The following is a 20,971-nucleotide window of genomic DNA, read 5'->3' on the forward strand; positions in this document are numbered from 1 at the left end:
AATGAAGGGAAACACAATGGCCCACGCGCCAGTGCAGGAATCCGTTGAGCAGGCAATGACAACCCATGAGGCCTTGGCTGCCTGGGTGTCTGAGGTAGCCGCTTTAACCTTGCCGGAGGACATCCGCTGGGTAGACGGGTCTGCACAGGAGTATGCGCTGCTGACGGATGAGTTGGTGAGCGAAGGAACCCTCACCCGCTTGAACCCTGAACTGTTCCCGAATTCGTTCGCAGCCTTCTCGGACCCCAAGGACGTGGCCCGGGTCGAAGGCCGAACGTTTATTTGCTCGGAAAAGGAAAGCGACGCCGGATTCACCAACAATTGGATGGATCCTACGGCAATGAAGGAGATCCTGAACGATAAGTTCGCTGGCAGCATGCGTGGCCGCACCATGTACGTCATTCCGTTTGTGATGGGCCCGCTCGATGCAGAAGAACCCAAGTTCGGTGTTGAGATTACCGATTCTGCTTACGTTGTAGCCTCAATGCGCATTATGGCAACGATAGGCGCTGAAGTTCTGCGCAAGATCGAGGAGACTGCCGCATTTTTTGTTCCCGCACTGCACTCCGTAGGAGCACCGCTGGCCCCGGGTGAAAAAGATGTGGCTTGGCCCTGCAATGAAGAGAAGTGGATTGTGCACTTCCCCGAGGAGCGGTCCATCTTTTCCTTTGGTTCCGGCTACGGCGGCAACGCCCTGCTGGGCAAGAAGTGCTTTGCCCTGCGCATCGCCTCCGTCATGGCGCGCGATGAAGGCTGGCTGGCTGAGCACATGCTCATCCTGAAGCTGACCAGCCCGGAACAAAAGTCCTACCATGTGGCCGCCGCCTTCCCCTCGGCCTGCGGTAAAACCAACTTGGCGCTGCTTCAGCCCACGATCCCGGGGTGGAAGGCCGAGACCTTGGGCGATGACATCAACTGGATGCGTTTCGGTAAGGAAGGCGAACTCCGGGCTGTTAATCCCGAGGCGGGCCTTTTCGGTGTCGCGCCTGGCACGGGCTGGTCAACCAACCCGAACGCCATGGCTGCGATTGTGAAGGGTAACTCGATCTTCACCAACGTTGCTTTGACGGACGACGGCGGTGTTTGGTGGGAGGGCATGACCACCGAAGCGCCCGCTCACCTCATTGACTGGCAGGGCCGGGATTGGAGTCCTGAATCCGGGCGCCCGGCCGCCCACCCAAACTCGCGTTTTGCCACGCCGATTGACCAGGTGGACATGTTGTCCAAGGACTACTACTCTCCAGAGGGAGTAGAAATCAACGCAATTTTGTTTGGTGGCCGGCGTAAGACCACAATCCCGCTGGTTACTCAGTCCCGGGACTGGACTCACGGTGTTTTCATGGGCTCAACGCTCTCCTCGGAAACAACTGCAGCGGCAACCGGCGCTGTTGGTGTTGTCCGCCGTGATCCCATGGCGATGCTGCCCTTCATAGGCTACGATGCCGGCGATTACCTCAAGCACTGGATCGAGGTTTCTGCCAAAGCGAATCCGCAACGATTGCCGAAAATCTTTTTGGTGAACTGGTTCCGTCGCACGGCTAACGGTGGCTTCGCATGGCCCGGCTTTAGCGAAAATAGCCGCGTGCTCAAGTGGGTTATTGAGCGCATTGAAGGCACCGCCGATGCGCTGGAGACACCCATCGGGTTTGTCCCGGCACCTGGTTCACTGGATCTGAATGGTTTGGATGTATCTGCTGCGGACGTGGCGGAAGCCGTGAAAGTTCTCCCGGAAGAGTGGGAGGCCGAACTTGCCGGAATTGACCAGTGGTACGCCCGCTTTGGCGACTCCCTGCCACCGGAGCTGTCAGCGGAACTTACTGGTCTGAAAGAACGTTTCGGCGCTTAAGTGTAGGGACCACTTTGACCCCTGCGCACCATGGTCTGCGGTAGTGCCGCCAGCATTGCAGTGGCGGCACCACGTTGTATTAACCGTGCGCAGGGGTCAAAGTTTATGCGGCGGTCCCGGCAAGCCACACGTCGGGGCCGAAGACCTCGTAGTGGATTTTGGTGGACGGAATGCCAGCCTCTATCGCCTGACTGCGGATGGCCTTCATAAACGGCAGTGGCCCGCACACATACATTGACGCGTCAGCTGGAAGCTCCAAACCATCCAGGGACATGAAGCCTTTATGGAAACCATCAGTGGGCTCTTCTAGCCACAGTTGCATGTTGGCGCTGTCAATGGCTGCAACGTCTGTTGTCATTTGCTCGCGCAGGGCCCACGTCTGCAGACTTTTCTCGGCGTGCAGCACCAGAATCTCCCGATCTGCCCCGGACGTGGCAAGCAAGCGCAATGCCGACGCTGAGGGGGTACAGCCGATCCCTGCCGTAGCAAGCACGATGGGACCTTCGCCGTCGAGCGTCAAATCGCCATACGGGTTGGAGAGTTCAACAACGTCCCCTACCTGCACATTGTTATGCAGCACTGGTGAGACATCTCCGCCGTCGTCCCGCTTGGTGGTGAACACACGGCGGGTGGTGGACTCAACATCTGCCGAGAGTGAATACTGCCGGCACTGGAGAAGCCCGTCCAGAAGGGGCACTTTGACGGTGACAAACTGTCCGGGGCGGGCTACCGTAACGGCCGTGTCATCGGCTGGTTCCAGTACGAACGTCATGGAATCAGAACCCGCCGGGTTCTTTTCAACAACTGTCCAGGGCATCCACATCTTCTCATTTGCCTGCTGAGCGTAGAGACCCTTTTCAATCTTGACCAGCGCATTGGCCATCAGCCAATAAACCTCCGTCCAAGCATCAGCGATCTCTGCTGTGATGACATCGGCAAGCTCCTCGGCAATGGCCTCAAAGAGGTACTTGTACACGATCTGATACTGGTCTTCGGTGATGCCCAGGGCCGTGTGCTTGTGCGCGATGCGAGTGAGTAGCTGTTCGGGGATCAGATTTGGGTTGGCCACCAGGGCCGTGGCAAAGCCGGCAATTGAAGCGGCGAGGGCCTTCTGCTGTTCGCCGTTGTTTTGATTTGCGCGGCTAAATAAGCCATCCAGGAGTTCGGGGTGTGCGGCAAACATGCGGCTGTAGAAGTTCGGTGTGATGGCGCCCAGACGGGAGCCAACCAAAGGCAGGGTGGCAATGATCAGTGGCAGCGATTTTTCCGAAAGCATCTTTACTCCTTGGGTATAAGTCATAGTGACAGTCCCAAAGTAGCATTTGAAATGCGTGTTTAAATCAATGATTTCTACGTAATGTAGAAAATGTCCGAGTTGCCGGGGATTAGCCCGGACGGGCTGTGCTTAACGTCACAGGGATGGGTCCGCCGACTGTCTTTCTGGCTAGGGCGTAAATCGCAACATTGTCCAGCGAGACGTAGAATGCCTCGCGTGCATGGTTTAACGCACCCCGCAACCCACAGTTATGCACCAAGGGGCAGTCACCCATATCGGTTTGGCATTCAGCGACGTCGATGTGGTCATCAAGAACGCGGAGGACCTTGCCCACCGTGGCAACTTTGCCAGCGGGGGAGATCCGCACGCCCCCGCTGCGGCCACGAATCGCCTCCACGAGCCCCATCTGACGTAATTTGAGCACAGCTTTGCTGACATGGTTGTAGGGCGTGCCCACCGAGTCTGCGAGCTCGCGGGTGGTGGAAAGTTCATCATCGGGCATGGCGCTAAGCACCATCAAGAGTCGCAGGCTAACGTCCGAAAAGGCGTTAATGCGCATGGGTCATACCCAAATCGCCATCTCGCCGGCTTCCAGGAAAGGGTTGCCGAATGCCCATCCGGTGGGTTCCTGCCGGTAGGGGCGCACGGCTGAAACGCACACGCCCGTGCTGTGCTCTGCCATGACGTGGATGGCATCGGTGACGTCGTCAGGCATATGAATGTCACAGACCACTGCGGCGGCCCGGTTTTGATCGCGCTGTTGCGCCAGAGCCTCGAAGAGATCTGCAATCATTTGGTCTGCGTCGAGCTCTGATTCCTCATCCCCTTCCACAGTGTTAGGTGCCACAGCGACCAAGCTGAGCTCGCCGTCGTGCGTGAGGACAAGTCCTACAGGCAGGAACGCGCCGTCGGCCTCAAGCTGGTCCCCGGCCACGCCTAAAGCGGTGCCGATCAGCTTATTCAGGTCATCTTGAACCAGTGCATCGGCTGCTGTTTGTTCAGCTGTGTTCTCTTCCATGGGTGCTCCTCATAAATATTCTGGGTTAGCTGGGCCTGTGCCGGTATTACTGGCGCACAAGGGTAAGGACTGCGTCGCGGATGTCGGCCATGGTGACTGCGTCTACGGCTTCGGCATTCAGACGCAGGAAAGGCTCGGTGTTGGAGGCGCGCAGGTTGAACCACCAAGCGCCATCCTTAGCTGTAAACGTCACGCCATCTAGTTCATCCACAATGACGTCATCGGTGGTGTATGTTGCCCGCACTCTGGCCACGGCTGCCGGGACATCTGCGAGCTGGGAGTTGATTTCACCGCTGGAGACATAGGGTTCGTATTCGCGGCCCAGCTCAGAAAGCGCAACGGTGGCCTCGCCAAGAGCAGCCAACACGTGCATGGCTGCCAGCATGCCGGTGTCAGCGTTGAAGAAGTCGCGGAAGTAGTAGTGGGCGGAGTGCTCCCCACCGAAAACGGCGCCTTCGGCTGCCATGGTGGCCTTGATGAAGGAGTGGCCCACGCGGGTACGCACCGCCCGGCCGCCCTCGCGGCTGATCAGTTCAGGCACGGCCCGGGAAGTGATGAGGTTGTGGATCACGGTGGGGTGTTCCTCACCTGCCCTTTGCGCACGGGCGATCTCCCTGCGAGCCACCAACGCTGTCACCGCTGAAGGGGAAAGCGGCAGACCGAGTTCGTCAATGACAAAGCAACGGTCAGCATCGCCGTCGAACGCCAGACCAATGTCCGCCCGGTGCTTTACAACGGCAGCCTGCAGGTCCACAAGGTTTTCCGGCTCCAGCGGGTTGGCCGGGTGATTAGGGAAGGTGCCGTCAAGTTCAAAATAAAGCGGCACAATCTCAAAGGGCAACCCCGGCAGCAGTGCATCGCCAAGAACTGCCGGAGTTGTCATGCCGGCCATGCCGTTGCCGGCGTCAACAACAATCTTCAGCGGCCGGGATCCGGAGAGGTCAACCAACTTACGCAAGTACATTGCGTAGTCCTTGAGAACGTCGGTTTCACCAATCTCTCCGCAGCGCCCATTGGAGCTGATAGTGCCGGCGGGAATGCCGTCGGAAAGGTAGGACTGCGCCACGTCACGGATCTGCGTCAACCCGGTCTCCGAAGACAGCGGAACAGCGCCGGCGCGGGTCATCTTCATGCCGTTGTACGCAGCAGGGTTGTGGCTGGCGGTGAAAACCACACCAGCAGCGTTGAGCGCACCGGAGGCAAAGTAAAGCTCATCGGTAGAGATCAGGCCCAGCATTTTCACGTTTGCGCCACGCCCGGCGGCGCCCTGCGCAAAAGCCTGGGAGAGCTCGGGGGAGGAGGGGCGCATATCTCCGCCCACCAGCACTGTTTGGCCCTCCAGCTCAAGCACGTCAACAAAAGCAGCACCCACAGCCCGCACCGAGGCGGCGGTGATGGTCTTGCCCACAATGCCGCGAACGTCGTAGGCCTTGAACGAACTGGACAGGTCAACCAGCGGATTATCTTCAGTAGTCACCCTTCCATCCTAACGGTGGAGGGCAAACTGGAGGAGTTATCCACAGATTGTCCCCGGCCTGTCCCTGAGGGTGGGCTGATTGTCGGTGCCCACTGGAATACTGGGAGGATGAGTATGCAACCAGCACCCGAGACCTCCGAAGCCGCTCACGCACACTATTCTGCTGACCCGTCCTCATCCTCCGGAACAAGCCTAAGTACACGGGATCAGGCACTTGAAGTGCTGCGTGCTCTTGTGGGCCGGGCGGATGCGGTTTTTCATGACGGACAGTTTGAGGCGATTCAGGCGCTAGTTGACTCCAACCGCAGGGCCTTGGTGGTCCAACGTACGGGTTGGGGGAAGTCGGCCGTTTACTTTGTTGCCTCATTGTTGTTGCGGGCACGTGGGGCTGGCCCCACATTAATTGTTTCCCCCTTACTGGCGCTGATGCGAGACCAGGTGGCGGCTGCCGAGCGTGCCGGGGTGCGGGCCATGGCCATTAACTCCGCCAATGCTACGGACTGGGGAGAGGTCACTGCCGCGTTGGCGGCTGACGAGGTTGATGTGCTGCTGGTCTCGCCCGAGCGGCTGACAAACCCCTCGTTCCGAGAGAACCAGCTCCCCACCTTGATCCAGCGGACAGGGCTTCTGGTGATCGATGAAGCGCACTGCATCTCCGACTGGGGGCACGATTTCCGCCCCGACTACCGCCGCATAGCGGACTTGATTGCGCAGTTGCCTGCCAGTGTTCCAGTCTTGGCCACCACGGCCACTGCCAACTCCCGTGTTGTTGGGGATATTGAAGAGCAGTTGGGTACGGGCGTGTTTACCATTCGTGGGCCGTTGGCCCGCAAATCCCTGCGGCTAGGGGTGCTCCGCTTGGCTGACTCCCGCGACAGACTCGGCTGGCTTTTAACCCACTTGGCCGAGCTTCCCGGAAGCGGCATCATCTACACGTTGACTGTATCCGCTGCCGAAGACACCGCCAGGCTCTTGGCGGAGTCGGGGCATGTGGTCAAGGCCTACACCGGGCGCACTGACACCATGGAACGGGAAGCGCTTGAAGAAGCGCTTAAGAACAACCAGGTGAAGGCGCTCGTGGCCACAAGCGCCTTGGGGATGGGATTCGACAAACCGGATCTGGGCTTTGTTGTGCACTTGGGTGCGCCATCATCCCCCGTGGCGTACTACCAACAGGTGGGCCGTGCCGGGCGTGGCAGCGCCAACGCCGACGTCCTGTTGTTGCCGGGCAGTGAAGACGCGGAGATCTGGCGCTACTTCGCCACAGCCTCAATGCCCGCTCAGGACAAGGCCATGTCGGTGCTGACTGCTTTGGGAGAGTCGCACAAACCCCTGTCCACTCCGGCGCTGGAGGCTCGGGTGGACCTGCGCCGCACCCCGCTTGAACTCTTACTGAAGGTACTGGCAGTGGATGGTGCGGTTCGTCGCGTTTCCGGGGGGTGGGAGTCCACTGGGCAGCCGTGGATCTACGACGAGCAGCGGTACCAACGCATCGCCCAAGCCCGAGTGGATGAGCAAGAGTCCATGGTCGAGTACGAGCGCATGTCCGGCTGCCGTATGGAGTACCTGGCAGCCGCACTGGATGATGAAACCGCAGCACCGTGCGGGCGTTGTGATAACTGCGCAGGACGATGGTTTAGTGCAGAAGTCGTTTCAAGTGCCTCCGAGGCGGCAGGTGATGCGCTGCGCCATGCCGGATTGCCGCTTGATCCCCGTGCCATGTGGCCCACAGGTATGGACAAATTGGGCGTGCCCGTAAAGGGCAAGCTGAAAGCAGATGAATTGTCCTGTCGCGGACGCATTCTTGCCCGGCTCACGGATCTGGGCTGGGGCAACGCCCTGCGGGCAATGTTTGCCGCCGGAGCCCCCGATTCACCCCTTGATCCGGCCCTCGCCAACGCTGTTGTGGCGGTACTGCGGGAATGGGGCCAAGGAGGTTGGGAGGGTTCAGGACGTCCCGTAGCCGTGGTGTCAATGCCTTCGCGGAGCAAACCCCAGCTGTTGCAGTCCTTTGCCCAAGCCATCTGTGAGATAGGCAAACTGCCTTACTTAGGCGAATTGTCATTGGAGTTCGGTGGGCCCACAGGGGCGCGTGGCGGAAATAGCGCGTACCGTCTGGCAGGTGTTTGGGAACGGTTTGCCGTGGGGGACGAACTTCAGGCGGCGCTCGCAGCCCACCCGGACGGACCCGTGCTGTTGCTAGATGATTTGGTGGACAGCCGCTGGTCCCTGACGGTTGCCGGACGGGCGCTGCGTCAAGCAGGAGTGGATCAGGTGCTGCCACTGGTGTTGGCCCAGGCCGGCTAACGGGTAGTCCGCGCTGGTTTTTGGCGGTGCAGGTATGGCGCGGGAGAACAGCAGATTAAGCACGACGGCGGGAGGTCACCTTTGCTGGAAAGGTAGCCTCCCGCGGTCGGCACCCGGAGACGCTCGCGCACTCCGCGTCGTGTTTTTCTGGACGCTCGCGCACTCCGCGTCGTGTTTTTCTGGACGCTCGCTCACTCCGCGTCGTGTTTTAGGTGGGCATGCGAATGAAACGGTTAAGTGGGCGTGCGCCTACTGTCCCGCGGGGCGCAGACGCAGTGCTTGCATGCCGCCGTCAACAGCGATTGAAGTTCCGGTGGTGGAACCAGAGAGTGGACTGGCCAGGTAAGCAACGGCTCCTGCAACCTCGTCGGCTGTAACAAGACGGCCGTGAGGCTGGCGTGAGTTTAGCGCCGCCCGTTCTGCGGCGGGGTCATCCGCGGCAGAGAGGAGACGACCCACCCAAGGGGTGTCGGCTGTGCCGGGGTTGACGGCATTGACACGGATACCTTCACGCAAGTGATCCGCCGCCATTGCCTGGGTCAGTGAGAGCACCGCGCCTTTGGTTGCGGAGTAAAGCGCACGCTGGGGTAGGCCGGCGGTGGCTGCAATGGAGGAGATGTTGACTATCGCGGCAGCGGATGACTTGCGCAGGTGGGGCAGTGCAGCACGGGAAACACGCACCATGCCCACCACATTGATGTTCCATACGCGAGCCCATTCGGCGTCGTCGTTGTCTTCAACGGAGCCTATGGCGCCGATGCCCGCGTTGTTGATGACAATGTCCACACCGCCGAAGGCTGTAACAGTGCCATCGATCGCGGCAGCAACGGAAGCGTCATCGGAAACATCGCAAGCAAAACCCAGCTGGCCTTCCGGAAGGTTGTTGGGGTTCACATCAAGAACGGCAACGTGTGCGCCCATGGATTGCAACTTGGCCGCGATTGCCGCGCCGATGCCCGATGCCCCGCCTGTGACTACGGCTGTGAGGGTGGAAAGTTCCTGGCTCATTTATGCCTCCTGGTTGGTGGTGCCAGCGCGAAAGAATTCCTGGCGTTGGCGACCTAGTCCGTCAATTTCAACTTCAACAACGTCGCCGTCTTGGATGTAAGGGAAACGACCGGAAAGGCCGACGCCTTCGGGGGTTCCTGTGAGCACCACATCCCCCGGCTCCAGCACCATGTACTGACTGAGGTGGTGGATGATCGTGGGGACGTCAAAGATCAAATCAGCGGTATTGGAGTTTTGACGCGGCTCGCCATTGACCCAACTTTTGAGCTGAAGGTTGTTCACATCAACCTCGGAAGCGGGAACTAACCATGGCCCAAGCGGTGTGGATTTTGGCAGTGACTTACCCTTGGTCCATTGGCCTGCGGCACCGGGAATTTGGTAGTCACGTTCGGAAAGGTCATTGGCAATGACATAACCAGCTACGGCATGGGCGGCTTCTTCAGGGGTGGAAAGGTAGCTGACTTCGCGACCGATAACCACGGCCAGCTCTACTTCCCAATCGTATTTGGTGGCCAGTGGAGGCATAGGCGCAGGATCAAAGGGGCCCGCAATCGTGTTGTTAGGCTTTAGAAATACCACAGGAATAGTGGGTGGCAGGGCACCTGATTCAGCCGCGTGGGCCGCGTAGTTCATGCCAATGCAGATGACGTTGTTGGGGCGTGAGATGGGAGAACCGACGCGGAGTGTGGCGGCGTTTTCCAGCACAGGCAGTGTGCCGTTATCAAGTGCTGCGCGCAAGGCGCCGATGCCTCCGCCTGCCAAAAAGGCGCCGTTAATAGTGGAAGTCACGGGGCGCGCATCGTAGCTTTGCTCGGTCCCGGTGGAGTCGGCAGCAATAACAACGGGAATTTCCCGCCCCTGCTCGCCAAGGCGTGCAATCTTCATGAAATTTATGTCCTCTACTACCGCAAAATACGCGGCATCTGTTGTTGGCGCTCCCCTGCGGAAGCCTAACATCTGAGCTTTGGGGCTACTTTACCCGCTCTTTAGGAGGATTTCAGCATTAAGTACCATATTGACATGTAAAACATCGGATGTTTAGCTTGGTGTAACTTTTCCGCACTTTTACTTCTTCTGCAGGGAGCAGCCCGTGAGCACAATTATTGCCGTGGAGACCAGCGACGTTCGATTTCCAACATCGCGCGATCTGGATGGTTCGGATGCTATGAACCCGGATCCGGATTATTCGGCTGCCTACTTGCGGATTGTCACCGACGGCGACGACGGACATGAGGGGCACGGCTTTGTCTTCACCATTGGTCGTGGCAACGATGTGGAAACGGCGGCCATTAAGGCATTGACCCCGTATCTTTTGGGGCGCAACACTGAGGATCTTCTCAATGACATGGGCGGCACCTGGAAGGAGCTCACCCATGATTCACAGTTGCGCTGGTTGGGCCCGGAAAAGGGTGTTATGCACATGGCGATCGGTGCAGTGATCAATGCGCTGTGGGACCTGAAATCAAAACGTGCTGGCTTGCCCTTGTGGCAGTTATTGGCGCAGATGAGCCCGGAAGAACTAGTTGACCTGGTCGACTTTCGGTACCTCACGGATGCTATGACCCGTGAGGACGCACTCGAGATACTGCGGGCCGCTGAGCCTGGCAGGGAAGAGCGCACCGCCACGCTGCTGGCTGAGGGCTACCCGGGATATACCACCACTCCTGGCTGGTTGGGTTACTCGGATGAGAAGCTGACCCGCTTGGCACACGAAGCCGTGGCCGCCGGATTCAAGCAGATTAAGCTCAAAGTTGGTGCCGACCTCGAGGATGACGTGCGCCGACTACGCGCCGCACGTGCCGCCGTCGGACCTGATATTTTGGTGGCTGTTGATGCCAACCAACGCTGGGACGTGGCCGAGGCCATTGAGTGGATGAAGCACTTGGCACCATTCGACATCGCTTGGATCGAGGAGCCCACCAGTCCGGATGACATTCTTGGCCATGCCGCCATTGCCCGAGCGGTTGCACCCATTCCCGTAGCAACCGGAGAGCACGTGCAAAACCGTGTGGTCTTCAAACAAATGCTTCAAGCCAACGCACTCCAAGTCCTGCAGATTGATGCCGCGCGTGTGGCTGGCGTCAATGAAAACGTGGCCATTTTGCTCCTTGCCGCCAAATTCGGGGTCAGGGTCTGCCCGCACGCTGGCGGTGTGGGTTTGTGCGAGGCCGTTCAGCACCTGTCCATGTTTGATTTTGTGGCAGTCTCTGCGAAGAAGGAGGACAGGATGATCGAGTTCGTCGATCACCTCCATGAGCACTTTGTGACTCCAATTGATGTCCATGATGGTTGCTACTGGCCGCCACTGGCCCCCGGTGGCGGCAGTGAAATGCATGCCGCCTCGGTTGCTGAGTTCAGCTTTCCGGACGGCGCCTTCTGGGCTGCTGATGCGGCGGCGAACGGCCATTCAGAGAACCGTGTGAGCCTCGCAACGGAAATGGTCTAGAGAATGTCTGCCGAAGTTCGTATTGACCATGCTCCATGGTTTACCGAGGCCCGGCTTGGAATGTTCGTGCACTGGGGGCTCTATGCGCTGCCTGCTAGACACGAATGGGTCATGAGTTTCGAGCAGACGAGCGTGGCAGACTATGTAAAGTATTTTGAGCGCTTTGATCCGGACCTCTACGATCCGCGTGAATGGGCTCGGCAAGCCAAAGCTGCTGGGATGGAATACGTGGTGCTGACAACAAAGCACCACGAAGGATTCTGTCTTTGGGATTCGGCGCTGACGGACTATAAAGCGACCAATACACCAGCGGGTAGGGACCTGCTTGTGCCGTATGTGGAGGCACTTCGAGAAGCCGGGCTCAAAGTTGGCTTCTATCATTCCCTCATAGACTGGCACCACCCGGACTTCACCATTGATGACATTCACCCATTGCGGGATGCCCCTAATGTGGATGAACTCAACGCAAGCCGTGACATGTCTACTTACCGTGACTATCTCCACGGGCAAGTACGCGAACTGCTGACTAACTACGGCACCATCGATTACCTGTTCTTTGATTTTTCCTACCCTGTGGGGCCCCTGGCCAAACGCTACCCGGGCAAGGGTCGCGACGATTGGGATTCAGCGAAACTTCTAAGGATGATCCGTGAGCTGCAGCCAGGGGTAATTGTCAATGACCGTCTGGATATACCGGGTGACTTTGTTACTCCTGAGCAGTACCAACCCACGGGAACTATGAACAGTGGCGGCAAGGATGTGCCTTGGGAAGCGTGCCAGACCCTGAACGGCAGTTGGGGTTACGACCGCGACAACATGGACTACAAATCCGTTGAGATGTTGGTTCGTATGCTCATTGACGGTGTCTCAAAAGATGGGAATCTGCTGCTGAACGTGGGCCCCACCGGACGGGGTGAGATCGATCCCCGCGGATCGGCCTCGCTGGCTGGCATTGGGGAGTGGATGCGAACGCATGAGCGTTCCATTCGCGGCGCGCGGAGCAGCACTTTTGTGCCTCCAACGGATTGCCGGTACACCCGCCGCGGCAACAGGCTGTACTTGCACTTATTTGCCTGGCCGCTAGGAGCTGTTCACCTGCCGGGACTGGCCGGAAAAGTTAGCTACGCCCAGTTGCTCAATGACGCGTCTGAGATAACGATGGAGACAATTGATCCTGAACAACTTGCTTCTAACACCCGCCCAGGTGGCCAACCGGCCAGCACCCTGACGCTGAAACTGCCCGTGCAGCGACCCAATGTTACCGTCCCTGTTATTGAGCTGTTCCTCAAGGATGCGAATCTAAACGATATGAATCTCACCGCTGAGAATATTGATGAAAGAGAGCTCTGATGCAGAAGATAGCCCTCCACACCCGGCTTAAGTCTGGCAAGGAGTCTGAATATGACACTGTTCATGCCCGCATCAGTGACGAGCTGGATTCGGCGCTGCGTGCGGCCGGTGTCACAGGGTGGAATATCTGGCGCAGTGGGCGCGAACTTTTCCATGTTGTAGAAGTTGTCGATTATCAGGCGATGCGCAAGGAGCTGGCCACCAACCCAGTGAACATCCAGTGGCAGGCCGTCATGGCGGAACTGCTGGAGGTCGAAGACGACTACTCCGGGGACGATCTGGGACTGGCGAAAGTGTGGGAACTGCCATGAGCCTTCCGGAACTTGGCCGGCTGGGTTTCGGCGCCGCGGGCATCGGTAACCTTTACCGAGCAATGTCCGACGACGTTGCTGCCGCCACCATGTCAGCTGGCTGGGACGCTGGCATCAGGTACTTTGACACGGCACCGCACTACGGGCTGGGCTTATCGGAGCGCCGGTTGGGCGCATTCCTGATCACCAAGCCCCGTGCAGAATTTGTCATTTCTACGAAGGTGGGCAGAATTCTTGACCCTGCGGTGAACCTTTCCGGGGCCAAAGATACGCAAGGGTTCGATGTCCGCGCTGACTCCGTTCGCCGCTGGGATCCTTCCGAAGCTGGCATCCGAGGCAGCATCGAGGACTCCCTGCAACGCACAGGCCTCGATCGGATCGATATAGCGTACCTCCATGATCCTGACGTGTACGACCTTGACGCAGGGATTAGGCAAGCTTTGCCCGCCCTTCAGAAACTCCGCGACGAAGGGTTGATCAAGGCCATTGGCGTAGGTTCAAACTCCGCGGATGCGTTGCGTGAATGCGTCCTGAACGCTGACATTGATGTGATCATGTTGGCTGGGCGCTACTCGTTGCTGGAGCAGCCAGCGGCTGCGCAGCTGCTGCCGTTGTGTTTGGAGCGCGAGGTTCAGGTGGCCAACTGCGGGGTGTACAACTCTGGGTTGTTGGCGCGAGCCGTGGTGCCGGCCAACGCGCACTACAACTATGAACCAGCGCCGGCGGAAATACTGGCCAGGGCCCAGGCGCTCGCTGCTTGTTGTGATGAATTCGGTGTGGAGTTACCTGCCGCTGCCCTGCAGTTTGCCGGCGCTCACCCAGCCGTGTGCACGGTGGTTGTTGGCGCCTCAAATGCGGAGCAGATCACCCAGACGGCCGAGCGTATGGCCGCGAAGATTCCGGTGGAGTTGTGGAGTGCGCTTGTTGAGCGAGGGCTATTAGATGAACGCCTAGCTCATGTCTGAGGCACTACCCGATTCCATGGCCGACGCCGGAGCGCAGCACGCTGCTCTAAGCGGGAGTTTGGCGAGGCCTGCGGACCGCATCGACTCCCACCTGCACGTGTGGGAACTAGCGCCCGGGAAGTATTCTTGGTTGACACCAGCCCATGGGGTTCTTTATGACAGTTTTACGCCAGAACAGGCAGGGCAGGCACTTGTCTCAGCCGGGGTCGGCCAGGCAATACTTGTACAAGCCGATGACACCGCGGCGGATACTGAGGCGATGCTAGCCGCTGCCGCGGTACATGACTGGATTATTGGTGTGGTTGGCTGGCTACCCTTAGAAGATCCATCAGCAACGGCGGCCATGTTGGAGCAGTGGGGGAGCAATCCCGCATTTTGTGGTGTGCGCACCTTGATTCACGATAATCCACGGGCTGATATTTTGGTCCTGGAATCCGTGCGGGCATCCCTTGCGCTGGTGGCACAGGCAGGAATTCCCTTCGACGTGCCGGATCCTTTCCCCCGGCACCTATCCCAAGTAGCGGACTTGGCCCACACGCTGCCGGAGCTCACCGTTGTTGTTGATCACCTCGGAAAGCCTCCGCGGGCTGGCACCAGGGAGCAGATGAGGCAGTGGGAAAAGCAGCTAAGGGCCGTGGCGACACTGCCCAACACCGTGGCTAAATTCTCAGGTTTGCAAGCCGCAGGCACAGAATATTCGGCACAAGCACTCCAGCAGATCTGGGAGATCGCTTTGGATTCCTTTGGTCCGCAGCGACTCATGTTTGGCGGGGATTGGCCGGTGAGCTTGCTAGGTGGAAGCTATCACCACAACGTGAACGTTGCAGGAACGCTAATCAATTCTCTTAGCGCAGAAGAAGCGGCGTTAATCTGGGCAGGAACGGCCCGGCGTACGTACCGGAGATAACAGTTTTGCAAACATCCGATGTATTTGGGTAAAAAGTGTGTAATCGTGGCGCAGATAACATAACATGATGGAAGTTGAATTCTCTGCCACTTCTGCAAAGTTGTGGAATAGGGCTGTAGATCATGGCTTGAGCTCCACTGCAGTGGTTCTGCTCAACGAACTAGATCTCCAGGAGAGGTCTGATGTCATGGCTGATATATGAGGGTGAGAGGGTGTTATGAGTAAAAAACTTCTTCGGATATCCGGGGTGAACAAGAGCTTTCCCGGGGTCAAGGCCCTCTCCGAGATGGCGTTGGATCTTCACCACAACGAGGTGCTTGCACTTGTCGGTGAGAATGGTGCGGGCAAGTCCACTCTCATGAAACTGCTTTCCGGCATCTATGTCCCGGATTCGGGCAGCTTTGAAATTGATGGTGAACCAGTTGTTATCAGTGGCACCAAGCACGCTCAGGAACTGGGCATCAGCATCATTCATCAGGAATTCAATTTGATGCAAGACCTCACTGTGGCCCAGAACATTTACATCGGTCGCGAACCCCGCATGGGCGGAATGTTCTTAAGTGAGCGTGCGCTGAATCGCAAGGCCCGCCTGTTATTCAACCAAATCAATATTGATCTTGACCCTAAAGCACGTGTTGGTGACCTCACAGTTGCCAAGCAGCAGATGGTGGAGATCGCTAAGGCGCTCTCCTACAAATCGCGCATCCTGATCATGGATGAGCCAACTGCGGCATTGAATGATGCCGAAGTGGCAACCCTGCATGACCTGATCCGCAACTTCACCAATGAAGACACCGGAGTCATCTACATCTCCCACCGGATGGATGAACTCAAGGCTATCTCCAACCGCATAACGGTGATCCGGGACGGTGAGTACATCGACACCGTGGACACAGCAAAGACCACGATGCGTGAGGTCATCAACTTAATGGTTGGCCGTGAAATTTCCGGCAACCAGAGACCGGAAACTCATGTGCCCACAGACGAGGTTGTCCTGAAGGTGACAGGGTTGGAAACCAAACACTTCCTGCGGGACATTAATTTTGATCTGCACAAGGGTGAGATTCTCGGTTTTGCTGGATTGATGGGAGCAGGGCGAACCGAAGTGGCCCGGGCTATTGTTGGAGCGGACCGCATCACCGCCGGCTCAATTGAACTCAATGGCAAAGCGGTGACCATCGGCAATCCCGCAGTAGCTGCCAGCATGGGCCTTGGCTATCTCTCCGAGGATCGCAAACACCTAGGCCTTTTGCTAGAGCGCGATGTCAAAGACAACATTGGACTGAGCTCACTGAAGATGTTCTCCCGCATGGGTGTAATCAATGACAAGGCAATGAAGTCAACTTCTGCCACTTACATCGAGAAACTACGTATCAAAACCCCGTCCAGTGCGCAGCTGGCCAAAAATCTCTCCGGTGGTAACCAACAAAAGATCGTCATCGCGAAATGGTTAGTCAAAGATTGCGACATCCTAATTTTTGATGAACCAACACGTGGCATCGATGTGGGTGCTAAAGAAGAAATTTATGTCCTTCTCAATGACTTGGTGGCTCAAGGTAAATCGATCATCATGATCTCTTCGGAACTGCCAGAGGTGCTGCGACTCTCACACCGAATTGCTGTCATGAGTGAGGGCCGGCTCACCGGATTCCTCTCCAATGTGGAAGCCAACCAGGAAAACATCATGGAGTTGGCCACTGCAAATATTGAAAGCTCCGTCTTGTCGCCTCTCCCACCCTCCAGCGCGCAGCGCTCCTCGAAGCAAGAAAGCACGGCAAACTGATGACCCTGACTAAGGAAGATGCGCAGTCTCTGCGGATTGCCAGCAATAAAAAATCGGAACTCAACACCCGAATCCGGGCCAGCTTTCAGCAGCTGCTGGCATTTGCGAGTCTGCTGGCGTTGGTATTGTTCTTCTCCGTGGCGAGTTCGAACTTCCTCCAGGCCGCAAACCTTTCCAACATCCTGCTCTCCACAGTTGTTACTGGCCTGCTGGCGTTGGGAACCACGTTTGTCATCATCACCGGTGGCATTGATCTCTCCATCGGAACAGGCATGACCTTGTGTTCGGTCATGACGGCATATTTCATGACAGAACTCGGTCTGCCCATGATTGTGGGTGTGATCGGCGGAGTGTTATTTGGTGCGCTGATTGGTTGTACAAACGGCTTTTTCGTGGCAGTGCTGAAGATCCCGTCATTCATCGCCACGCTGGCCATGATGATGGTTGCAGCAGGTTTGGCTCTTGTCATATCAGGCACGAAACCGATCTACACCAACGAGGTTGCAGGTTTCCAATCAATCTTTGCCCTCGGTAAGTCGATCCCAGGGCTTGTCATCCCGAATGCTGTCTTCATCCTGTTTGCCGCAGCCATCGTGGCAGGGGTGATGCTCTCCAAGACGGTGCTTGGTCGTTACACCTACTCAATAGGCAGCAACGAACAGGCCACCGCTCTTTCAGGGGTGAACGTCACCAAGTGGACCGTCTTGATCTACACCTTTGCTGGTGCCTTCACCGGGCTGGCCGGCGTTATCGCTGCCGCCCGTCTCAACTCCGCCCAGCCCGCAGGTGGCATGGGTCTAGAACTCCAGGCCATTGCAGCCGTCGTCATTGGTGGCACGTCCCTGGCTGGCGGCAAAGGCTCAATCATCGGCACCGTCATTGGTGCGCTGATCATGTCAGTGCTGACCAATGGCCTCTCCATCATGTCCATCCCACAGGAATGGCAACAGGTCGCTGTTGGGGTGGTCATTATCCTCGCCGTCTACCTGGACATGGTCCGGCGTAAGAAAACAGCGAAATAGCTTCCTTCAAATACTGTGCCCCCCGCAACAAACAAGTCAACGCGTTTTTACAAAGGAGTTAGACCCATGCAAAGAAGAAAATTTCTCGCCCTGGCCTCGGTAGCGGCACTGTCCTTGGGCCTTGCCGCCTGTGACACAGAAGCCAATGCTCCCGCCGGTGGAGGCTCCAGCGACGGTGGCAAACCGTACATCGCCATTGTTTCCAAGGGCTTCCAGCACCAGTTCTGGCAGTCAGTGAAGCAGGGTGCGGAGAAAGCAGCGAAAGAGTTCGACGTCGAGATCTCCTTCGAAGGACCCGACAAGGAAACCAACGTTCAGCAGCAGATGGACCAGCTGAACAACGCCATGGCAAAAAACCCCAAGGCTCTGGCACTTGCCGCTTTGGACTCCAAGGCTGCTGAAGGCGTGCTGCAAGATGCCAAGGCCAAGAACATCCCGGTCATCGCTTTTGACTCCGGCGTCGATTCAGATATTCCGTTGGCCACGGCCTCTACCGACAACAAGGCCGCTGCTGCCGAGGCGGCAAAACACATGGCCGAGCTACTGGGCAAAAAGGGCGAGGTTGGCATTATCGGCCACTCCCAGACGGCAACGTCAGGAACTGACCGTCGCGACGGCTTCGTCGATTACCTAAAGGCCAATGCCCCGGATATCAAGATCGTTGACATCCAGTACGCAGACGGCGATCAGGCCAAGTCCACTGATGCTGCCAAGGCCATGATGACCGCCAACCCGAACATGGCTGGCATGTACGGCACCAACGAAGGCGCAGCGATCGGTGTTGTCAATGCTGTCAAGGAGATGAACAAGACCGGCAAACTAGTGATCGTTGGTTTTGACTCCGGTAAGGCGCAGATGGATGCCATCAAGGACGGCCTCATGGCCGGGGCCGTCACCCAGAACCCCGTGGGCATCGGCTACGAGACGGTCAAGGCCGCCGTTGCTGCCATCAAGGGCGAAAAGGTTGAGAAAGTCATTGACACTGGCTTCTACTGGTATGACAAGAACAACATTGCTGATCCCGACATTGCAGCGAACCTGTACGAGTAAAAACCACTAAAACTGCCTTGTTGTACACTTCTGACCAGCGGTGCACAACAAGGCAGTTTTTGTTTAGGTAGACCCTAGGCCAAGGATGAGGTCAGCACCGTCAGGCCGGTCAGCAAAAGTGCCAGAATCGGAAACAGCCACTGGGTGAGAATTTCAAACCAGCGGGCCTTCAACGGCACTTTGTCAGTGACGGCTTCCAGAGGCTTTCTCACTGTGTCCGGTGCCGCTTTAAGACTATGTGCTGTGCCAAGCCCTGAAAGCGCAATGAGAAGTATGGCGCTAACAAGTAGCACCAGACCTGGGTTGAGGCTTAGTAGGGCTTCGTGAGTCTGGCGTGGAGTGAGTACGGCAGAAAGAACTCCCGAGGCACCCCCTACGAGCGGAATCGCGATCAGGGCCCAAAGGTTACGAACCAGAAATGGTAGACACAACGGCAGGAAGAGTATTAACGTACCCATAGCGGCGAAGCAGACCATCTGCAGTCCACCCAGAAGCAGCTGGGCACCCTCGATCCACGGTGTTAATGCAGCAGAGAAAATTAGGAAGATCACTAGTCCAGCCGCTGACAAGGCAAGGCCGGACTTCATTCCTTGCATTCTGAGGGCTGGTTTCTCGCTAGCAAGCTGGGCGGCATAGACGCGCGGTGTGCCAAAGGCTTGCTCGGGGTCCTGATGCGAATCAGCCAAGAATTCCTCGACGCTGGCTAATGCATCGCCGGTTGCTACTCCGGAGAAATTATTCAGGCGGAGCTCAAGTGTGAAGTTCTCGAGCCATTTTTTGTGAGTTCCGGTCTTCATCGACTGCTCCTTGGTCATTGCGAGTCTCCTGGATCGGGCGTAGCGGTGAGAAACGCCGTCGTGCTTGTGGTGAAGGCGCGCCACTGGCTGCGCTGACGGTTCAACTCGGTGAAGCCGGCAGCGGTGAGCGAAAAGTACTTTCGCCCGGGGCCGCTTTCGCCGGGGCGCCATTGAACATCTACCCATCCGGCTGTTTCAAAGCGGGTTAAAAGTGGATACAGAGTGCCACCCTTGAAAGTGCCCAGGCCCGCATCCTCTAGTGCAGTGATGATGGCGTAACCGTAGGTGGGGCCGCCCTGCAGTGCTTGCAAGGCGCACAGTCCCAAGGATGCGCGGTTCCAATCGCTGGGCCAGGGTTCTGCCGAAATCAACGTCATAACTAGATTGTATGCCTAACTAGTTAGGCTGGCAACCTCTGTTGGTGGTAAAATACCCGTTATTGGAATGGTCAGAGGGCTTGGCGGAGCCAATGCTCAACGCCGCTAATGTGTACCGTCAGCAAGGACTTGGCCAATTCTGCATCACCGCGCTCAAGGGCCTCGATGATGGCGGCATGCTCAGAGAGCGTGCGATCCACGGCTTTCTCTTGGGTCAGGCCCCGCCAAATGCGGGCGCGGACAGTGCTGCTGGAGAGCGCATCAAGGACGCTGGCAAGGTATGAGTTGTTGGCCGCCGCTGTGATTAGCTGATGAAAAATCAGGTCATGTTCAACGAGCTGCTCTACGCTGGTTTCCTCGTCTATGTTATCCATAGTGGCTCGCAGCGCGCTGATTTGCGCGGCTGTGATGCGCCCAGCGGCGATGGCTGCTGCGGCGGGTTCCAAGATCCGCCGCACGGCAAAGATATCCAAGATCGATTCATCCTGGTGGAGGTCAACAATGAATGACATGGCCTCCGTGAGGAGCTGGGGTTCCAGGCTAGTCACGTAGGTGCCATCGCCACGACGCACATCCAAAACCCGGATAATCTCCAATGCCTTAACCGCTTCACGCAAGGAGCTGCGGGAAAGCCCAAGTTTTTCGCTTAGTTCTTTCTCAGGAGGGAGCCTGTCACCGGCGCAAAGCTCGCCGGAGATGATCATTTCCTTGATTTTTGTGATTGCTTCGTCAGTTACGGCCATGTCAACAGTCTAATGGTCTGATGTTTGCGAAAAGGGTGCCCCGCCGGGTTCGAGAAGGGGGAAACGTTCGGCCGTTGAGAGATGTCATTATCTCCAACGTCAACGCAGGAGGGTGGGGCGGCAATGCAGGGTAAAACGCCCGGAACGCAGAAATGCACCCTCCGATGAAACATCGAGGGGTGCATTTTCTCTGCGGAGACGGGGAGATTTGAACTCCCGGTGGAGTATAACCCCCACACTTCATTAGCAGTGAAGCCCATTCGGCCGCTCTGGCACGTCTCCAGCACT

General features: G+C 57.5%; 19 protein-coding genes and 1 tRNA gene. 10 read left to right on the forward strand and 10 right to left on the reverse strand.

Going from position 1 to position 20,971, the window contains the following annotated elements; all coding sequences use genetic code 11:
• Positions 1-16: 16 nt before the first annotated feature.
• A complete protein-coding gene (locus QMG40_RS12470; RefSeq protein ID WP_283531376.1) occupies positions 17-1,846 on the forward strand; it encodes a phosphoenolpyruvate carboxykinase (GTP) in 1,830 nt (609 codons plus the stop codon).
• Positions 1,847-1,949: 103 nt separating this feature from the next.
• Here QMG40_RS12470 and QMG40_RS12475 read toward each other — a convergent pair whose 3' ends face one another.
• The 4 genes from QMG40_RS12475 to QMG40_RS12490 form a co-directional block, all read right to left on the reverse strand.
• On the reverse strand, positions 1,950-3,122 hold the full coding sequence (locus tag QMG40_RS12475) for a globin domain-containing protein (protein WP_283531378.1): 1,173 nt from the start codon (positions 3,120-3,122) through the stop codon (positions 1,950-1,952).
• Between the two features lie 109 nt (positions 3,123-3,231).
• Positions 3,232-3,681, reverse strand: a complete 450-nt coding sequence (locus QMG40_RS12480) for an RrF2 family transcriptional regulator (protein ID WP_283531379.1) — start codon at positions 3,679-3,681, stop codon at positions 3,232-3,234.
• 3 nt (positions 3,682-3,684) lie between these two features.
• Positions 3,685-4,140, reverse strand: coding sequence for a hypothetical protein (locus QMG40_RS12485; protein ID WP_283531380.1), 456 nt, complete (start codon positions 4,138-4,140; stop codon positions 3,685-3,687).
• 46 nt (positions 4,141-4,186) lie between these two features.
• Complete coding sequence (locus tag QMG40_RS12490; protein WP_283531381.1) at positions 4,187-5,617, reverse strand: phosphomannomutase/phosphoglucomutase; 1,431 nt, start codon at positions 5,615-5,617, stop codon at positions 4,187-4,189.
• Between the two features lie 114 nt (positions 5,618-5,731).
• Here QMG40_RS12490 and QMG40_RS12495 point away from each other — a divergent pair, with 114 nt between their 5' ends.
• Positions 5,732-7,924 carry a RecQ family ATP-dependent DNA helicase gene (locus QMG40_RS12495; protein ID WP_283531447.1) on the forward strand — a complete coding sequence of 731 codons (2,193 nt, stop codon included), beginning with the start codon at positions 5,732-5,734 and terminating at the stop codon, positions 7,922-7,924.
• 249 nt (positions 7,925-8,173) lie between these two features.
• On the opposite strand, the gene QMG40_RS12500 is transcribed toward QMG40_RS12495, so the two are convergent.
• Together QMG40_RS12500 and QMG40_RS12505 are read right to left on the reverse strand one after the other, a co-directional pair.
• Entirely contained in the window at positions 8,174-8,932 is a 759-nt protein-coding gene (locus tag QMG40_RS12500) for an SDR family NAD(P)-dependent oxidoreductase (protein WP_283531382.1), read from the reverse strand.
• Complete coding sequence (locus QMG40_RS12505; RefSeq protein ID WP_283531383.1) at positions 8,933-9,817, reverse strand: fumarylacetoacetate hydrolase family protein; 885 nt, start codon at positions 9,815-9,817, stop codon at positions 8,933-8,935.
• Between the two features lie 205 nt (positions 9,818-10,022).
• On the opposite strand from QMG40_RS12505, the gene QMG40_RS12510 reads away from it, so the two are divergent.
• The 8 genes from QMG40_RS12510 (at position 10,023) to QMG40_RS12545 (ending at position 18,766) form a co-directional block, all read left to right on the forward strand.
• Positions 10,023-11,378: an L-fuconate dehydratase gene (locus QMG40_RS12510; protein ID WP_283531384.1), complete on the forward strand. Its 1,356-nt coding sequence runs from the start codon at positions 10,023-10,025 to the stop codon at positions 11,376-11,378.
• Positions 11,379-11,381: 3 nt separating this feature from the next.
• Complete coding sequence (locus QMG40_RS12515) at positions 11,382-12,728, forward strand: alpha-L-fucosidase (RefSeq protein WP_283531385.1); 1,347 nt, start codon at positions 11,382-11,384, stop codon at positions 12,726-12,728.
• Complete coding sequence (locus QMG40_RS12520; protein WP_283531386.1) at positions 12,728-13,039, forward strand: L-rhamnose mutarotase; 312 nt, start codon at positions 12,728-12,730, stop codon at positions 13,037-13,039. The genes QMG40_RS12515 and QMG40_RS12520 overlap by 1 nt, the downstream gene beginning before the upstream one ends.
• Entirely contained in the window at positions 13,036-14,004 is a 969-nt protein-coding gene (locus QMG40_RS12525) for an aldo/keto reductase (protein ID WP_283531387.1), read from the forward strand. Before QMG40_RS12520 ends, QMG40_RS12525 begins: the two co-directional genes overlap by 4 nt.
• Positions 13,997-14,911, forward strand: coding sequence for an amidohydrolase family protein (locus tag QMG40_RS12530; RefSeq protein ID WP_283531388.1), 915 nt, complete (start codon positions 13,997-13,999; stop codon positions 14,909-14,911). Before QMG40_RS12525 ends, QMG40_RS12530 begins: the two co-directional genes overlap by 8 nt.
• Positions 14,912-15,128: 217 nt before the next feature.
• Complete coding sequence (locus QMG40_RS12535; RefSeq protein ID WP_283531389.1) at positions 15,129-16,694, forward strand: sugar ABC transporter ATP-binding protein; 1,566 nt, start codon at positions 15,129-15,131, stop codon at positions 16,692-16,694.
• Positions 16,694-17,716 carry an ABC transporter permease gene (locus QMG40_RS12540; RefSeq protein ID WP_283531390.1) on the forward strand — a complete coding sequence of 341 codons (1,023 nt, stop codon included), beginning with the start codon at positions 16,694-16,696 and terminating at the stop codon, positions 17,714-17,716. Before QMG40_RS12535 ends, QMG40_RS12540 begins: the two co-directional genes overlap by 1 nt.
• 66 nt (positions 17,717-17,782) lie before the next feature.
• The gene (locus tag QMG40_RS12545; protein WP_283531391.1) at positions 17,783-18,766 is read left to right on the forward strand and encodes an ABC transporter substrate-binding protein; all 984 of its coding nucleotides are present in this window, start codon (positions 17,783-17,785) and stop codon (positions 18,764-18,766) included.
• 74 nt (positions 18,767-18,840) lie between these two features.
• Here QMG40_RS12545 and QMG40_RS12550 read toward each other — a convergent pair whose 3' ends face one another.
• The 4 genes from QMG40_RS12550 to QMG40_RS12565 all read right to left on the reverse strand — a co-directional run bounded on the left by QMG40_RS12550 (position 18,841) and on the right by QMG40_RS12565 (position 20,965).
• A complete protein-coding gene (locus QMG40_RS12550; RefSeq protein ID WP_283531392.1) occupies positions 18,841-19,581 on the reverse strand; it encodes a hypothetical protein in 741 nt (246 codons plus the stop codon).
• Positions 19,578-19,940: a PadR family transcriptional regulator gene (locus tag QMG40_RS12555; RefSeq protein ID WP_283531393.1), complete on the reverse strand. Its 363-nt coding sequence runs from the start codon at positions 19,938-19,940 to the stop codon at positions 19,578-19,580. The genes QMG40_RS12550 and QMG40_RS12555 overlap by 4 nt, the downstream gene beginning before the upstream one ends.
• A gap of 71 nt (positions 19,941-20,011) precedes the next feature.
• On the reverse strand, positions 20,012-20,683 hold the full coding sequence (locus QMG40_RS12560; protein WP_283531394.1) for a FadR/GntR family transcriptional regulator: 672 nt from the start codon (positions 20,681-20,683) through the stop codon (positions 20,012-20,014).
• Between the two features lie 193 nt (positions 20,684-20,876).
• A tRNA-Ser gene (locus QMG40_RS12565) sits at positions 20,877-20,965 on the reverse strand.
• Positions 20,966-20,971 lie beyond the last annotated feature (6 nt).

The organism is Arthrobacter antibioticus (genome assembly GCF_030063205.1).
GTDB lineage: Bacteria > Actinomycetota > Actinomycetes > Actinomycetales > Micrococcaceae > Specibacter.

Bases quoted from the DNA above. Each gene is read 5' to 3' on its own strand.
- QMG40_RS12480 (WP_283531379.1), bottom strand. From the start codon at position 3,681: ATGCGCATTAACGCCTTTTCGGACGTTAGCCTGCGACTCTTGATGGTG.
- QMG40_RS12515 (WP_283531385.1), top strand. From the start codon at position 11,382: ATGTCTGCCGAAGTTCGTATTGACCATGCTCCATGGTTTACCGAGGCC.
- QMG40_RS12525 (WP_283531387.1), top strand. From the start codon at position 13,036: ATGAGCCTTCCGGAACTTGGCCGGCTGGGTTTCGGCGCCGCGGGCATC.
- QMG40_RS12550 (WP_283531392.1), bottom strand. From the start codon at position 19,581: ATGACCAAGGAGCAGTCGATGAAGACCGGAACTCACAAAAAATGGCTC.
- QMG40_RS12495 (WP_283531447.1), top strand. From the start codon at position 5,732: ATGCAACCAGCACCCGAGACCTCCGAAGCCGCTCACGCACACTATTCT.
- QMG40_RS12535 (WP_283531389.1), top strand. From the start codon at position 15,129: ATGAGTAAAAAACTTCTTCGGATATCCGGGGTGAACAAGAGCTTTCCC.
- QMG40_RS12485 (WP_283531380.1), bottom strand. From the start codon at position 4,140: ATGGAAGAGAACACAGCTGAACAAACAGCAGCCGATGCACTGGTTCAA.
- QMG40_RS12475 (WP_283531378.1), bottom strand. From the start codon at position 3,122: ATGCTTTCGGAAAAATCGCTGCCACTGATCATTGCCACCCTGCCTTTG.
- QMG40_RS12540 (WP_283531390.1), top strand. From the start codon at position 16,694: ATGACCCTGACTAAGGAAGATGCGCAGTCTCTGCGGATTGCCAGCAAT.
- QMG40_RS12470 (WP_283531376.1), top strand. From the start codon at position 17: ATGGCCCACGCGCCAGTGCAGGAATCCGTTGAGCAGGCAATGACAACC.
- QMG40_RS12520 (WP_283531386.1), top strand. From the start codon at position 12,728: ATGCAGAAGATAGCCCTCCACACCCGGCTTAAGTCTGGCAAGGAGTCT.
- QMG40_RS12560 (WP_283531394.1), bottom strand. From the start codon at position 20,683: ATGGCCGTAACTGACGAAGCAATCACAAAAATCAAGGAAATGATCATC.
- QMG40_RS12530 (WP_283531388.1), top strand. From the start codon at position 13,997: ATGTCTGAGGCACTACCCGATTCCATGGCCGACGCCGGAGCGCAGCAC.
- QMG40_RS12500 (WP_283531382.1), bottom strand. From the start codon at position 8,932: ATGAGCCAGGAACTTTCCACCCTCACAGCCGTAGTCACAGGCGGGGCA.
- QMG40_RS12545 (WP_283531391.1), top strand. From the start codon at position 17,783: ATGCAAAGAAGAAAATTTCTCGCCCTGGCCTCGGTAGCGGCACTGTCC.
- QMG40_RS12505 (WP_283531383.1), bottom strand. From the start codon at position 9,817: ATGAAGATTGCACGCCTTGGCGAGCAGGGGCGGGAAATTCCCGTTGTT.
- QMG40_RS12555 (WP_283531393.1), bottom strand. From the start codon at position 19,940: ATGACGTTGATTTCGGCAGAACCCTGGCCCAGCGATTGGAACCGCGCA.